Below are 13,569 nucleotides of genomic sequence, written 5' to 3'. Positions count from 1 at the left end.
GAACTTCGCCGCGAGGCGCCGACATAAGACTTGTCGAGCGTCGGGGACTCCATGTTCCCTCATGCAGCGAGGCGCCGCGCGCCGAGCGTCAGGGAACTACACAGTGCAAAAAGCCGTCATCTCCGCCACCGGCCTGTTCACCCCGGAACAGTCGATCTCGAACGAGGAACTGGTCGGCGCCTACAACGCCTGGGCAGAGGGCTGGAACGCCGCCAACGCCGAGGCCATCGCCGCCGGAGAGATCGAGGCCAAGACGCCCTCATCCGAAGCCTTCATCGAAAAGGCCTCAGGCATCAAGGCGCGCTACGTCATGGACAAGTCGGGGATCATCGACCCCGAGCGGATGCTGCCGCACCTGCCCGCGCGCGGCGACGACGAACTGTCCATCCTGGCCGAAATGGCCGTGAAGGCCGCTGAGGACGCCATCAGGGCCTGGGGCAAGCCGGTCAGCGAGATCGGCGCCGTCATCTGCGCCGCGTCCAACATGCAGCGCCCCTACCCCGCCATGGCCATAGAGGTGCAGCAGGCTCTGGGGATCGAGGGCTTCGCCTTCGACATGAACGTGGCGTGCAGCTCCGCCACCTTCGGCATCAAGACGGCGGCGGACTTCGTGGCCTCCGGCTCGGTCAAGGCCGTGCTGATGGTGAACCCGGAAATCTGCTCGGCGCACCTGAACTTCAAGGATCGCGACAGCCACTTCATCTTCGGCGACGTCGCCACCGCCGTCATCATCGAGGCCGAGGATCAGGCTGGACCGGGCGGCTGGGACATTCTGGGCACGAAGCTGCAGACCAGCTTCTCCAACAACATCCGCAACAATTTCGGCTTCCTGAACCGCGCCGCCCTGCCCACCGACGGGCATGAGCCGGTCTCGTCCGACGGCCTGACCGACAAGATGTTCGTCCAGCAGGGCCGCAAGGTGTTCAAGGAGGTGGTGCCGATGGTCTCGGAGATGATCCTGGGCCACGCCGCCGAGCTGGACCTGGACACGCACGGGCTGAAGCGCCTGTGGCTGCACCAGGCCAACATCAACATGAACACCCTGATCGGCAAGAAGGTGCTGGGTCGCGAGCCCGAGCCGAGCGAGAACGTCATCATCCTGGACGACTACGCCAACACCTCTTCGGCCGGGTCGATCATCGCCTTCCACCTGCACAACGACGGCTTCGCGCCGGGCGAGACGGGCCTGATCTGCAGCTTCGGCGCAGGCTATTCTGCGGGCACGGTTTTTGTGCAAAAGCGCCCCTGATCGTCCCGATCAGGAATCAATATTTCCGGCGCCGCTTGCACTGTTCGGAAATTTTTGCAAACCGTAACGCGTCGAGAAGCAGGGGGGACGGCGCCCGAATGACTCAGACAGCTTCGCCTTGGGCTGAAAAACTCAGTGATCCGCTGGCGCACGATGTGGCCACGGTGTTGCAACGCATGGGCGGTTCGGCCCATCAGGATATGGTGATCAACTGCGTCGCGGCGCTGAAACGCCAACGCGGCGAGTCGGTGACTCAAGACCTAAAGATGAAGATCATCGAGGTGTTCGAACGCTATCGCGACTTCTTCATCCGCCCCTTCGGCGAGGGGTCGCTGCGCTGGGCCCTGGCGCCGGGCGTCGCCTGACCGCCTAAAAAATCGACCAACGAAAAAGGCCCGCTCCGACTGGAGCGGGCCTTCGTCATTTCAGACCATCCGCGCTTAGAAGCGTCGGATGTAGCTGACCGAATAGGCGTCAGCCTCGCCGCGATCGTCGCGGAAGTCGCGGCGGGTCCAGTCGGCGCGGACGCCGTTGACGCCGTCCAGGTAGTAGTTGGCGCCGACGCCGTAGTTCCAGCTGTCGCCGCCGACCTTGCTCTCAGAGCCGGCCAGCTCCTGCTTCAGCTCCGTGTGGCCGTAGCCGCCGCGGGCGAACAGCTCCAGCTTGTCGCCGACGGGATACTTGCCGACGACATAGCCGGCCGCGTCCCACTCGTGCTTGATCTGACCGTCGACGCCGGCGACGGTGATGTCCTTGTCCTTGACCCCCACGCCGACCTCGGTCTCCACGGCCAGGTAGCGGTTCAGGTTGACGCCCAGGCGGCCGGACACGGCGCCGGTCTGGGCCGCATCGCCTTCCATGTGCGTGTAACCCAGCGAACCATAGCCACGCGGCTCAGGGTTCGATTGAGCAAACGCCGGAGCGGCGAGAACAGACACAGCAGCGGCGGCGAGAAGAACGTTACGCATTATTTCATACTCCTTAGATGATGTGACTTCTGTGATCACATGCCCCATCCAACGAATATTAAATGGTTGCGCCGCCACACTCGTTCCATAGGCGAAGCGACCAAACATGACACGAGTTACGCAAAAGACACACACATCGTTACCCAAATGACGCAAAAGAAAGGGCGCGCTCCGCCGGGGAGCGCGCCCAACCGATCCGCCGGGAATCGGATCAGAAACGACGGACGTAGTTGACCGAGTAGACGTCCACTTCGCCGCCGTCGTCGGTGAAGTCGCGACGGGTCCAGTCGCCGCGCAGGCCGTTCTGGCCGTCGAAGTAGTAGTTGGCGCCGACGCCGTAGTTCCAGCTTTCGCCGTCGGCCTTGCGCTCGACGCCGGCCAGTTCGGCCTTCATCTGCGTGGTGCCGTAGCCGCCGCGTGCGAACAGTTCGAAGTTCGGCGTGACCGGCAGGGTCCCGACCGCATAGGCGGCCAGATCATAGTCGTGCTCGATCTTGCCCTTGGCGCCGGCGATGGTGAAGTCGTCGTCCTTCACCCCGATCGAGCCTTCGCCCTCGACGCCGAAATAGGGGTTGAACTTGGCGCCCAGACGGCCGGTGACGGCGCCCAGGTTCCCATCCGAATGGTCCAGCTGCGAATAGCCGAGCGTGCCATAGTAGGTGGGGCCGCCCGGCTGCACGACCTGGGCCGCGGCCGGCAGGGCGAATACAGAAAGGGCGGCGACGGCGAGAATAACGTTACGCATGAGCTTCAATCACTCCTTATTGCGATGAACAGGCCGGGCCTGACCACCTTGCGGAGAAACAAAGCTCGAGCGCACAGCGCCGTTCCCTATGCTTGATACAGCAGTCTATGACTGTGCGAACGGAAGCACATACCGCGTTCCGTCAAGGATGACTATTTTGCGACATGAAAAAGGCGCCCCTTTCGGATCGCCCTTCTCTTGTCGTCGATTGAAAGGGCCTCAGCGGTCCTTTTCACGCTCCTCGCCCGAGCGTGCGCTCAGCGCGGCCTGCGCCGCCGCCAGCCGGGCGATCGGCACCCGGTAGGGCGAGCAGGAGACGTAGTCGAGGCCGACCGTCTCGCAGAAGGCGATCGACGACGGGTCGCCGCCGTGTTCGCCGCAGATGCCCATCTTCATGCCGGGCTTGACCGAACGGCCCCGCTCCTCGGCGATGCGGATCAGGTCGCCCACGCCGTTCTGGTCCAGACGGACGAAGGGATCGGTTTCGAAGATGCCCTTGTCCAGATAGGCCTGCAGGAAGTGGCCGGAATCGTCGCGGCTGATGCCGAAGGTCGTCTGCGTCAGGTCATTGGTGCCGAAGCTGAAGAACTCGGCGTGCTCGGCCAGATCGGCGGCGCGCAGGGCGGCGCGGGGCAGCTCGACCATAGTGCCGACCAGGTAGTCCACGCTGTCGCCGGCGTCCGCGAAGACGGCCTTGGCCGTGCGGTCGGTCAGTTCGCGCAGATACTTCATCTCCAGACCCAGGGCGACCAGCGGGTGCATGATCTCCGGGATCGGGGCGACGCCCGACGACGCCTTCACCTGCAGCGCCGCCTCCAGGATGGCGCGGACCTGCATCTCGTAGATTTCCGGATAGGCCACGCCCAGACGGCAGCCGCGGTGGCCCAGCATGGGGTTGGTCTCATGCAGTTCGCGGGCGCGGCGCTTCAGCTTGGCGGCGTCCAGGCCTTGCGTGGCGGCCAGGGCGTCGATGTCGGCGTCAGTGTGCGGGATGAACTCATGCAGCGGCGGGTCCAGCAGACGCACGGTGACGGGCAGGCCGCTCATGATGGTGAACAGCTCGACGAAGTCGGCCTTCTGGAACGGGGCGATCTTAGCCAGGGCCACGCGGCGGCCCGCCTCGTCGTCGGCCAGGATCATCTCGCGCACGGCGGCGATGCGGGCGTCGTCGAAGAACATGTGCTCGGTGCGCGACAGGCCGATGCCCTCGGCGCCGAAGCCGCGCGCGGTCTTGGCGTCCAGCGGGGTCTCGGCGTTGGCGCGGACCTTCAGGCGGCGGATGCCGTCGGCCCAGCCCATCAGGGTCTGGAAGTCGCCCGTCAGCTCCGGCTCGATCATGGCCACGGCGCCGTCCAGCACCTCGCCCTTGCCGCCGTCGATGGTGATGACCTCGCCCGCCTTGAAGGTGCGGCCGCGCGCGGTGAAGGTTCCCGCCTTCTCATTGATCGAAATCTCGCCCGCGCCCGAGACGCAAGGGCGTCCCATGCCGCGCGCCACCACCGCCGCGTGGCTGGTCATGCCGCCGCGCGCCGTGACGATGCCGCGCGCCGCGTGCATGCCGTGAATGTCTTCCGGCGAGGTCTCGTCGCGGACCAGGATGACGGCGTCGCCGTTCTGGCCCAGACGCTCGGCTTCGTCGGCGTCGAAGACGATCTTGCCGGTCGCCGCGCCCGGCGAGGCGGGCAGGCCCGCCGCGACGACCGTACGCGCCGTCTTGGGGTCCAGCGTCGGGTGCAGCAGCTGGTCCAGCGCCGCCGGTTCGACGCGGCTGACGGCCTCATCCTGAGAGATGACGCCTTCGGAGGCCAGATCAACGGCGATCTTCAGCGCCGACTTGGCCGTGCGCTTGCCGTTGCGGGTCTGCAGCATCCACAAGCGGCCCTGCTCGACCGTGAACTCGATGTCCTGCATGTCGCGGTAGTGGCTTTCCAGCCGCCCCACCACGTCCACGAACTGGGCGAAGACCTCAGGCATGGCCTCTTCCATCGACAGCGCCGTCTCGCCCATCTCCTCGCGGCCCGCCTTGGTCAGGGACTGCGGCGTGCGGATGCCCGCGACCACGTCCTCGCCCTGGGCGTTGATCAGAAACTCGCCGTACAGCTTGTTCTCGCCGGTCGAGGGGTTGCGGGTGAAGGCGACGCCCGTAGCGCTCGTCTCGCCCATGTTGCCGAACACCATCGACTGGACGTTGACGGCCGTGCCCCAGCTTTCGGGGATGTCGTGCATGCGGCGATAGAATTTCGCCCGGTCGTTCATCCAGCTTTCGAACACGGCGCCGACGGCGCCCCACAGCTGGGCCTGGGGATCCTGCGGGAAGGGCTTGCCCAGTTCCCGCTCGACCAGGGCCTTGTAGTCCCCGACCACCTTCTCCCAGTTCTCGGCGGTCAGTTCGGTGTCGACCGAGACGCCCAGACGATCCTTATGGTCGTCCAGCACCTCTTCGAAATAGTCGTGGCCCAGACCCAGCACCACGTTGGAGTACATGGTGATGAAGCGGCGGTAGGAATCGAAGGCGAAGCGGCGGTCGCCCGACAGCTTGGCCAGCCCCTCGACCGTCTCATCGTTCAGGCCCAGGTTCAGGACGGTGTCCATCATGCCCGGCATGGAGGCGCGGGCGCCCGAGCGCACCGACACCAGCAGGGGGTTGGCGGCGTCGCCGAAGGTCTTGCCCACCACGCCCTCGACGTGGGCCAGGGCGGCCTTGACCTGATCGGTCAGGTCGGACGGATAGGTTTCCTGATTGGCGTAATACCAGGTGCAGACCTCGGTGGTGATGGTGAAGCCGGGCGGCACCGGCAGGCCGAGGGACGACATCTCGGCCAGGTTCGCGCCCTTGCCGCCGAGAAGGTTCTTCATCGACGCGTCGCCATCGGCGGAGCCGCCGCCGAAGCCATACACCCACTTGGTCATTTCGTAGTTCCTGAACCGTGGTCTCGCGAGACTGAGTCCCGCCTTATGCGGGGTTTCACTAGCGCGCTGCACCTGCGAAGGCGAGGCCGTAGGCGTAACAATCCGTGAGAGGATGTATCCGCTCGCCATCGTCTTCAGCCCCAAACCATGGAGCGGACAAAGGAAAACGCCCGCCGGTTTCCCGACGGGCGTTTGCATTCGTTCAATCCTGAGTGGAGGCTCAGGCCGGATCCGTTCAGGCGGCGACGGTGATCGCGCCTTCAGCCGGGTCGCGCAGGACATAGCCGCGGCCCCAGACGGTCTCGATGTAGTGCTTGCCGCCGGCGGCCGTCGCCAGCTTCTTGCGCAGCTTGCAGATGAAGACGTCGATGATCTTCAGTTCCGGCTCGTCCATGCCGCCGTACAGGTGGTTCAGGAACATTTCCTTGGTCAGGGTCGTGCCCTTGCGCAGGGAGAGCAGCTCCAGCATCTGATATTCCTTGCCGGTCAGATGCACGCGGTGGCCGTTCACCTCGACGGTCTTGGCGTCCAGGTTCACCGCGATCTCGCCGGTGTGGATGATGGCCTGGGCGTGGCCCTTGGAGCGGCGGACCACGGCGTGGGTGCGCGCGATCAGCTCGTCCTTGTGGAAGGGCTTGGTCAGGTAGTCGTCGGCGCCGCCGCCGAAGGTCTTGACCTTGGTGTCGATCTCATGGCTGCCCGAGAGGATCATCACCGGCGTATTGATCTTGCCGTTGCGCAGCTGACGCAGAACCTCAAGCCCGCTCATGTCCGGCAGGTTCAGGTCCAGCAGAATGAGGTCGTAGTCATAGATCTTGCCCAGATCGATGCCTTCCTCACCCAGGTCGGTCGTATAGACGTTAAAGCCTTCCGACTTGAGCATCAGCTCAATGCTTTGGGCTGTCGCGTGGTCGTCTTCGATCAGCAGGACGCGCATTCTTGCCCCTCCAGGCAAAGCTTGGGATAGCCGCGCGGGAGCGGCGGCCAGGTAACCTTGTTCCAACGTTAACGGGCCAAAACCTTAAGAAGGGTTAACGCATCCCGATATGAAACGCCTAAGGTGATTTGCGAATCGCCGTCCAGAGTCCTGAGTCAAGGATTCGTTAATTTATTTGGCGCCGCCCCCTCATTCCCCTGTTGACGTCTGGCGCGTCTTCCACAGGGGACGTGCACAACCGCCCCCGCCGATGCCGGACCCCGCCTGGGGAAGCGACCGTTTCTGACGTTTGATAGGACAACATTCCTATCTCGGTCGCCGAACGCACTCATAATGGCGACATCCACAGGAATGACGGGAGGAAGCGCAGATCATGGAACCCTATCGCGTGCCGGTGACGGAGGGCGACCGCATCCGGGCGGACGCGGCCCTGTCGCTGGCGGCCCTGGCGCTGGGCGTGCCCGTCGCCGAAATGACCCGGCGCGAGCGGGTGCGGCCTCGGGCGTGTCGGGCGCGCTGGTCGGCCATGTATGTGGCGCACGTCTCCTATGGCTGGCCGCTGGAACGGGTGGCCCACGCCTTCGGCCTGAACCGAGCGACGGCCGGCGCCGCCTGCCGCTGGGCCGAGGATGAGCGCGACCGGCCCGACTACGACGTCCTGATGGACGGGCTGGAGGGGGCGCTGCGGGCCGTGATGGAGCTGCCGCTGGTCGATCTGGCGCCCGAGATCGGAGGCCGTCGATGAACCGTCAACTGGAACGCGCCCGCAGCCTGCTGCAACGCCCCGGCGCCTGGCTGGATCAGGCGAACGGCGCCTATCCCCTGCGCCTCGGCGGCGACCGGCGCAGCCGGGTGGTGCTGACCCTGGACGAGGCCGTCTTCCGCGCCGTGATCGAGCAGCCGGGCCTGCGCCTGCGCGAAGGCGGCGGCTGGCTGCCTCGCGCGGCCAACGACCACGCTCCCGCCTCGGCCCCGCCCGGCCGCCCTGGCGTCATCGAGGGCGAGCGCGCGGTGATGGAGGGCGACGGCCGCCTGACGATGCGCCGCGCCAATCTGGGCGAGAGCCCGATCCTGTGGCTGGCCCGGCGCAAGGATCAGTCGGGCCGTCCCTGGCTGACCCCGGCCGAGGTGGCGGCGGGCGAGCGCCTGCGCGCCGAGGCCGAGATCGCGGCGGCCGGTCCGTCCCTGACCATGCGCTGGGACGCCTTGCCGACCTCGCGTTCGGGCGGCGGGGGCGTGCGGATCGAGCCGGGCGACCGCGCCCTGTCGGCCTCGGCGCGGGTGCAGGCGGCGCTGGACGCCTGCGGCCCGCGCCTGCGCGCCATGGTCGAACAGGTCTGCATCCACGGCACGTCGCTGCAACTGGCGGAACAGGCCCTGTCCCTGCGCCGCCGACAGGGCAAGACCCTGCTGAAACAGGGTTTGCAGGCTCTGGCCGAGCACTACGGCCTCGCATGACGGCGCGCCGCCGTCATGCGGGACGCACAATCAAAGATTGCTGATCTACGATTACTTAAGCATGGCCGTTCTACCCAAGGGCGATCCTCCCGGTCGCAGTGAGTAGACTCCCCATGACGTTCCTCCGCCCCGCCTCGCTCTTTCTCGGACTGGCGGGCCTCGCCGTCGCCGGTTCCGCCAGCGCCCAAGCCGGCGCCGACGACCAGTGGCGCGTCACCGTCAGCCCCTATGTCTGGGCGACTTCGCTGGACGGCAATGTCACCCTGGCCGGGCACAAGGCGCCGGTGGACGTGCCCGCCTCGGACGCCTTCGACCAGCTGGAGAGCGTCGTCATGGGCGACGTCGAGGTGCGCAAGGGCCGCTGGGGCGCCTTCGTCGACTATCAGTACGCCAAGACCCATGAGGGCGTGTCCCTGATGGGCGTTCCGGCCGAGTTGGGCACCCGCTCGACCACCGTCTCGGGCGGGGTGCTGTTCCGCCTGATCGACGATCCCGTCGGCGGCCGCACCGCCTTCGGCGACGCGCGCAGCTTCCGTGTCGAGCCTCTGATCGGCGCCCGCTGGAGCAAGCTGCGGGCCGAGCTGAACACGCCGCTGGGCGCCACGCAGAAGGGCGCCGAATGGACCGACCTGCTGCTGGGCCTGCGGGTCGAGAGCGACGTGTCCGAACGCTGGACCCTGCGCACCCAGGTCGACGCCGGCGGCCTGGGCGACGACGACCGTCACAGCCTGGCCTGGCAGGCGCTGGCCTCCTACCGCACGCCGCTGGCGGCCGGCGCCGTCTCGGTCAACGCCGGCTATCGGATGCTGCATCAGAACTATGAGCAGGACGATTTCACCGGCCAGCGCTTCGACTGGAAGGTGACGCGCCACGGCCCGGTGCTGGGCCTGTCGCTGACCTACTGATCCTCCCTCCCCCTGACGATCCTCTCACCTCAGGAGACGACATGCGTAATGGAATGAAGAAGGGCGTCGCCGCCCTGGCCGCCGCCTTCATGCTGGCCGTTCCGGCGGCCGAGGCCTGCACCCGCCTTGTCTATCACGGCCACGACGGCGCGGTGATCACCGCCCGGTCGATGGACTGGAAGGACGAGATCATGACCAACCTCTGGATCTTTCCGCGCGGCATGGCGCGGGACGGGTCCGGCGGTCCGAACTCCCTGACCTGGACGTCCAAATACGGCAGCGTCATCGCCAGCGGCTATGACATCTCGACCGTCGACGGCGTGAACGAGATGGGCCTGGTCGCCAACGTCCTGTGGCTGGTGGAGTCGGAATACCCGGCCCACGATCCGAACAAGCCCGCCCTCAGCATCGCCGCCTGGGCGCAATACGCGCTGGACAACTACGCCACCGTGGCCGAGGCGGTCGAAGGCCTGCGCGACGAGCCGTTCGTTCTGGTCAGCGACAATGTGCCGGGGCAGGAACGCCTGACCACCCTGCACCTGTCCCTGTCGGACTCGACCGGCGACAGCGCCATCTTCGAATACATCGACGGCAAGCTGGTGATCCACCACAGCCGCGACTATCAGGTGATGACCAACTCGCCGACCTTCGACCAACAGCTGGCGCTGAACACCTATTGGGAAGGCATCGGCGGCACGGTCATGCTGCCGGGCACCAACCGGGCGGCCGACCGCTATGCGCGGGCCGCCTTCTACGTCAACGCCATCCCCAAGTTCGAAGACCAGAACATGGCCGTGGCCAGCGTGTTCAGCGTGATCCGCAACGTCTCGGTGCCGTTCGGCATCTCGACCCCGGACCAGCCGAACATCTCCTCGACGCGCTGGCGCACGGTCGTAGATCACAAGCGTCAGCTCTACTTCTTCGAGTCGGCCCTGACGCCGAACACCTTCTGGGTGGACCTGAAGAAGATCGACTTCTCTGCGCGCGCCCCGGTCAAGCGGCTGGAGCTGGGCGAGAACCAGATCAACACCCACGCGGGCGACGCCACCGCCAAGTTCAGCAACGCGCGGGCCTTTCCCTTCCTGGGCCCGCAACAGTAGGCCGCGACAAGGCGGTCGGGGCTCAGAAAATCCCGACCGCCGCCTCGGCCCAGATCACCAACACGGCCAGGACCACCGCCCCGGCCAGCGCCAGCCGCACCAACGGCGTCCGCGCCTTCCACAACAGCAGCTCCAGCAGCAGCCCCGCCCCGATCAGCAGGACGGCGGCGAACAGGAAGTCCTGCGCGTCCCAGGCGACCTCGGAGGTGAACTGCATGGCCACCAGCGGCGTCAGCAGGATCAGCCCGACCGCGCTCCAGCCGGCCGTTCGGATCGGATTGAAGAAGGAAGGCGCGCGTTTCGTCAGGACCGACATCGGACCGCTCCGCACAGGATGAGACGCCCCATCATGCGCCCGATCGCGTTCGACCGGAAGCGAGAAGCGCGGTCAGCCCGCCGCCAGCGCCGCTTCGCGGATGCGGCCCACCATGCTGTTCAGGCCGTTGGCGCGTTGCCGCGTCAGGGCCGAAGGCAGGCCCAGACGGTCCAGCGCCGCCCTGGCGTCAAAATCCAGAATCTCAACCGGCAGCCGTCCCGAATAGAGCCGCAGCAGCAGGGCGATGTTGCCCTTGGACAGGGCGCTGTCGCTGTCCGCGTCAAAGAACAAGCGATCGCCCTCGGCCCGCGTCGACAGCCAGACCTGGGCGGCGCAGCCCGGCACCTTGTTCGCCTCGATCCGCGCCTCTTCGGGCAGGGGCGGCAAGTCCTTGCCCAGATCGATGACGTATTCGATGCGTCCCTCCCAATCGCCCAGCAGGTCGAACTCCTCGACCAGTTCGGCCAGGGTCTCGTCGATGGAGCGGGCGGGAGCAGCGGTGGAGGTCATGGGCGCGACATAGGCCGCGCGCGCCCTCGCCACAACCGCCCCTCTCACACCCGGCTCTTCGCTCCCCCGACAGGCGAGCGCGCTAGGGGGCGCTTGGGGCGCAGTCTAATCTATAAAGCTGATTCAACCCCTGCGCCCGGATGGCCGTGACGTCTAGGACCGCCCTTCTCGATCCCATCCGCCGCCCCGAAGCCGCCGAGGCCGGGGACGGCGCCGCCGTGGCCGCCTGGCACGCCGGGTGGACGGCGGTGGTCGGGCTGAGCGCGCTGGGCGCCGCCTGGCTGGGACGGCCCCTGGCCGCGCCCGAGGCGCTGGCTCTGGCCGTCATGGCCGCGCCGGGCGTGGCGGGCCTGGCCCTGCTGGCGCGCGACACGACGGCGTTGAGAACCGCCCTGACGACGCTGTGGGCCTTGGCGGCCCTGACGGCGGCGGCCCTGGCCGGCGGGGCGGCGGGGCCGCTGGCCGGCTTCGTCTTCGCCCCCCTGGCGGCGGGGCTGGCGCTGGGCGGAAGGCGCCGCGCGGGCCTCGGCGCCCTGGCCTCGGTCGGCGCGGCCCTGGTCGGCGTCATCTCCACCGCCGTCGTCGGACCGGCGACGCCGGGCGGCGGCCTGGCCGGCGCCTCGGCCCTGATCACGACGAGCGCCGCCCTGCTGGGTCTGGCCCTGGGCCTGCGTCGCCAGTCGCGCCGCCTGACCGCCGCCGAGGACGCCGTGGCGCGGGTCGAGGCCGTCCTGTCGGGCCAGCCGGGCCTGACCCTGACGCTGGACGCCGACGGCCGCTATCGCGCCCTGTCCGCCTATGGCGCGGCGCCCGCCGCCCTGCCCGTCGATCTGCTGTTCGAGGACGGGCTGCTGGCCGCCGTGGACGAGGCCGACCGCGCCGCCGTCCTGACCGCCCTGGCCCGCGCGCGGAACGGAGGCGAGGCCCAGGTCCGCTTCACCCCGCGCCTGGCGCTGGACCGCCGCATCCTGCTGGTCGCGCGACGACTCGATAAGGGGCCGCGCCTGATCGTTCAGGCGCTGGACGCCACCTTGCAGCACGCGCGCGAGGCCGAACTGGACGCCGCCCGCGCCGAGGCCGAGGCCCAGAACCTCGGCAAGACCCGCTTCCTGGCCCACATGAGCCACGAACTGCGCACGCCGCTGAACGCCGTGGTCGGCTTCTCCGACGCCATGCGGCAGGAGCTGTTCGGCCCCGTCCCGCCGCGCTACGCCGACTACGCCGCCTCGATCCATGAGGCGGGCGGCCACCTGCTGGACCTGATCAACGACGTGCTGGACGTCAGCCGCATCGAGGCCGATCGCTATGAGCTGTCGCTGGAGCGTTTCGACGCGCGCGAGCCGGTGCTGGCGGCGCTGGCCCTGGTCCGCATTCAGGCCGACGACAAGGGCGTCGAACTGGCCGCCGTCCTGCCGCCCGAGGCGCTGAGCGTCCGCGCCGACCGCCGCGCGCTGAAACAGATGGCGCTGAACCTGCTGGCCAATGCGGTGAAGTTCACGCCGCCCGGCGGAACCGTCACCGTGTCGGTGCAGGCGGCCGACGACGCGCTGGAGGTGACGGTGGCCGATACCGGCGTCGGCATTTCGGCTGAAGATCTGGCGCGTCTGGGCCGCCCCTATGAACAGGCGGGCGACGCCGAACAACGGGCGCAGGGGTCAGGTCTGGGTCTGGCGCTGGTGCGCGCCCTGGCCGGGCTGCACGGCGGGACGCTGGCGCTGGACAGCGCGCTCGGCGTCGGCACGGCGGCGACGGTGCGCCTGCCGCTTGAGACGCCGGACGCCTGAGCCTCAGACCTTCGAGGCGGCCAGCTTCAGCCCGAAGCCGATGAAGACCACGCCGACCACCCGGTCCATCGTCCGCACCACGGCCGGACGGCGCAGGAACCGGCCCAGCGGCGCCGTCGCCAAAATCAGCCCGGCGAACCAGACGATGGTCAGCGCCACATGCACCCCGACCAGGAAGAAGGTGAAGGCCGCCACATGGGCCCCCTGCGGCACGAACTGGGGCAGGAAGGTCACGTAGAAGACGCCGATCTTGGGGTTCAGCAGATTGGTCAGCAGGCCGCGACGAAAAGCGACCGGACCGCTGGGAGGCAAGGCGGCGCCCGGCTCGCCCAGACTCCTGCGCGGCTTGAACAGCATCTGCGCGCCCAGCCAGACCAGATAGGCCGCGCCCGCCCACTTCACCACCGTATAGGCCAGCTCCGACACCCGCAGCAGCGCCCCGAACCCCAGCGACACCGCCGCGCCCCAGATCAGACAGCCCAGCAGGATGCCCGCCCCGGCGAAGACGGCCGAACGCCCGCCCTCGGCCGCCGCCGAGCGCAGCACCATCGCCGTGTCCACCCCCGGTGTGATCGTCAGAATGGTGATGGCGACCAGGAAGGCGGCGAACAGGGCGGGATCGAACATGACGCGTACTGGAACACGCCGTATCGCCCCGCCGCAACCGCCAAACTGGACGGCGCCGCC

Annotated in this window: 14 protein-coding genes; 7 read left to right on the top strand and 7 right to left on the bottom strand. The window is 67.8% G+C overall.

Features of this window, described 5'->3' with window-relative positions; translation table 11 throughout:
- The first annotated feature begins 103 nt into the window (after nt 1-103).
- A complete protein-coding gene (locus ACU5AP_RS00235; RefSeq protein WP_128720575.1) occupies nt 104-1,249 on the top strand; it encodes a beta-ketoacyl-ACP synthase III in 1,146 nt (381 codons plus the stop codon).
- A 98-nt stretch (nt 1,250-1,347) separates the two neighbouring features.
- Nucleotides 1,348-1,614: a hypothetical protein gene (locus ACU5AP_RS00230; protein ID WP_003165854.1), complete on the top strand. Its 267-nt coding sequence runs from the start codon at nt 1,348-1,350 to the stop codon at nt 1,612-1,614.
- A gap of 75 nt (nt 1,615-1,689) precedes the next feature.
- On the opposite strand, the gene ACU5AP_RS00225 is transcribed toward ACU5AP_RS00230, so the two are convergent.
- From ACU5AP_RS00225 to ctrA, 4 genes are all read right to left on the bottom strand, one after another.
- Nucleotides 1,690-2,217, bottom strand: a complete 528-nt coding sequence (locus ACU5AP_RS00225) for a porin family protein (RefSeq protein ID WP_040346021.1) — start codon at nt 2,215-2,217, stop codon at nt 1,690-1,692.
- Nucleotides 2,218-2,428: 211 nt separating this feature from the next.
- The gene (locus ACU5AP_RS00220; RefSeq protein WP_128720576.1) at nt 2,429-2,962 is read right to left on the bottom strand and encodes a porin family protein; all 534 of its coding nucleotides are present in this window, start codon (nt 2,960-2,962) and stop codon (nt 2,429-2,431) included.
- A 219-nt stretch (nt 2,963-3,181) separates the two neighbouring features.
- On the bottom strand, nt 3,182-5,872 hold the full coding sequence (gene ppdK, locus ACU5AP_RS00215) for a pyruvate, phosphate dikinase (protein ID WP_446680646.1): 2,691 nt from the start codon (nt 5,870-5,872) through the stop codon (nt 3,182-3,184).
- Nucleotides 5,873-6,107: 235 nt separating this feature from the next.
- Nucleotides 6,108-6,809, bottom strand: coding sequence for a response regulator transcription factor CtrA (gene ctrA, locus ACU5AP_RS00210; protein WP_003165857.1), 702 nt, complete (start codon nt 6,807-6,809; stop codon nt 6,108-6,110).
- A 373-nt stretch (nt 6,810-7,182) separates the two neighbouring features.
- On the opposite strand from ctrA, the gene ACU5AP_RS00205 reads away from it, so the two are divergent.
- The 4 genes from ACU5AP_RS00205 to ACU5AP_RS00190 all read left to right on the top strand — a co-directional run bounded on the left by ACU5AP_RS00205 (nt 7,183) and on the right by ACU5AP_RS00190 (nt 10,272).
- Nucleotides 7,183-7,554, top strand: coding sequence for a chromosomal replication initiator protein DnaA (locus tag ACU5AP_RS00205; protein ID WP_046653138.1), 372 nt, complete (start codon nt 7,183-7,185; stop codon nt 7,552-7,554).
- A complete protein-coding gene (locus ACU5AP_RS00200) occupies nt 7,551-8,267 on the top strand; it encodes a DUF6456 domain-containing protein (RefSeq protein ID WP_046653136.1) in 717 nt (238 codons plus the stop codon). Before ACU5AP_RS00205 ends, ACU5AP_RS00200 begins: the two co-directional genes overlap by 4 nt.
- Before the next feature lie 113 nt (nt 8,268-8,380).
- A complete protein-coding gene (locus ACU5AP_RS00195) occupies nt 8,381-9,172 on the top strand; it encodes a hypothetical protein (RefSeq protein WP_128720578.1) in 792 nt (263 codons plus the stop codon).
- A gap of 41 nt (nt 9,173-9,213) precedes the next feature.
- Nucleotides 9,214-10,272: a linear amide C-N hydrolase gene (locus ACU5AP_RS00190; protein WP_223850968.1), complete on the top strand. Its 1,059-nt coding sequence runs from the start codon at nt 9,214-9,216 to the stop codon at nt 10,270-10,272.
- Nucleotides 10,273-10,294: 22 nt separating this feature from the next.
- On the opposite strand, the gene ACU5AP_RS00185 is transcribed toward ACU5AP_RS00190, so the two are convergent.
- The gene (locus tag ACU5AP_RS00185) at nt 10,295-10,588 is read right to left on the bottom strand and encodes a hypothetical protein (protein WP_128720579.1); all 294 of its coding nucleotides are present in this window, start codon (nt 10,586-10,588) and stop codon (nt 10,295-10,297) included.
- 72 nt (nt 10,589-10,660) lie between these two features.
- Complete coding sequence (locus ACU5AP_RS00180) at nt 10,661-11,098, bottom strand: SufE family protein (RefSeq protein ID WP_040346929.1); 438 nt, start codon at nt 11,096-11,098, stop codon at nt 10,661-10,663.
- Nucleotides 11,099-11,244: 146 nt separating this feature from the next.
- On the opposite strand from ACU5AP_RS00180, the gene ACU5AP_RS00175 reads away from it, so the two are divergent.
- Nucleotides 11,245-12,882 (top strand): sensor histidine kinase, encoded by a 1,638-nt coding sequence (locus ACU5AP_RS00175; RefSeq protein WP_198478753.1) that lies wholly within the window; start codon nt 11,245-11,247, stop codon nt 12,880-12,882.
- 3 nt (nt 12,883-12,885) lie between these two features.
- On the opposite strand, the gene ACU5AP_RS00170 is transcribed toward ACU5AP_RS00175, so the two are convergent.
- Nucleotides 12,886-13,509: a LysE family translocator gene (locus ACU5AP_RS00170; RefSeq protein ID WP_128720776.1), complete on the bottom strand. Its 624-nt coding sequence runs from the start codon at nt 13,507-13,509 to the stop codon at nt 12,886-12,888.
- Nucleotides 13,510-13,569 lie beyond the last annotated feature (60 nt).

Source organism: Brevundimonas sp. RM1 (genome assembly GCF_052907225.1).
This window is presented reverse-complemented; position numbering and strand designations above follow the sequence as displayed.

Bases quoted from the DNA above. Each gene is read 5' to 3' on its own strand.
- ACU5AP_RS00230 (WP_003165854.1), top strand. From the start codon at position 1,348: ATGACTCAGACAGCTTCGCCTTGGGCTGAAAAACTCAGTGATCCGCTG.
- ACU5AP_RS00225 (WP_040346021.1), bottom strand. From the start codon at position 2,217: ATGCGTAACGTTCTTCTCGCCGCCGCTGCTGTGTCTGTTCTCGCCGCT.
- ACU5AP_RS00220 (WP_128720576.1), bottom strand. From the start codon at position 2,962: ATGCGTAACGTTATTCTCGCCGTCGCCGCCCTTTCTGTATTCGCCCTG.
- ppdK (WP_446680646.1), bottom strand. From the start codon at position 5,872: ATGACCAAGTGGGTGTATGGCTTCGGCGGCGGCTCCGCCGATGGCGAC.
- ctrA (WP_003165857.1), bottom strand. From the start codon at position 6,809: ATGCGCGTCCTGCTGATCGAAGACGACCACGCGACAGCCCAAAGCATT.
- ACU5AP_RS00205 (WP_046653138.1), top strand. From the start codon at position 7,183: ATGGAACCCTATCGCGTGCCGGTGACGGAGGGCGACCGCATCCGGGCG.
- ACU5AP_RS00200 (WP_046653136.1), top strand. From the start codon at position 7,551: ATGAACCGTCAACTGGAACGCGCCCGCAGCCTGCTGCAACGCCCCGGC.
- ACU5AP_RS00195 (WP_128720578.1), top strand. From the start codon at position 8,381: ATGACGTTCCTCCGCCCCGCCTCGCTCTTTCTCGGACTGGCGGGCCTC.
- ACU5AP_RS00190 (WP_223850968.1), top strand. From the start codon at position 9,214: ATGCGTAATGGAATGAAGAAGGGCGTCGCCGCCCTGGCCGCCGCCTTC.
- ACU5AP_RS00185 (WP_128720579.1), bottom strand. From the start codon at position 10,588: ATGTCGGTCCTGACGAAACGCGCGCCTTCCTTCTTCAATCCGATCCGA.
- ACU5AP_RS00180 (WP_040346929.1), bottom strand. From the start codon at position 11,098: ATGACCTCCACCGCTGCTCCCGCCCGCTCCATCGACGAGACCCTGGCC.
- ACU5AP_RS00170 (WP_128720776.1), bottom strand. From the start codon at position 13,509: ATGTTCGATCCCGCCCTGTTCGCCGCCTTCCTGGTCGCCATCACCATT.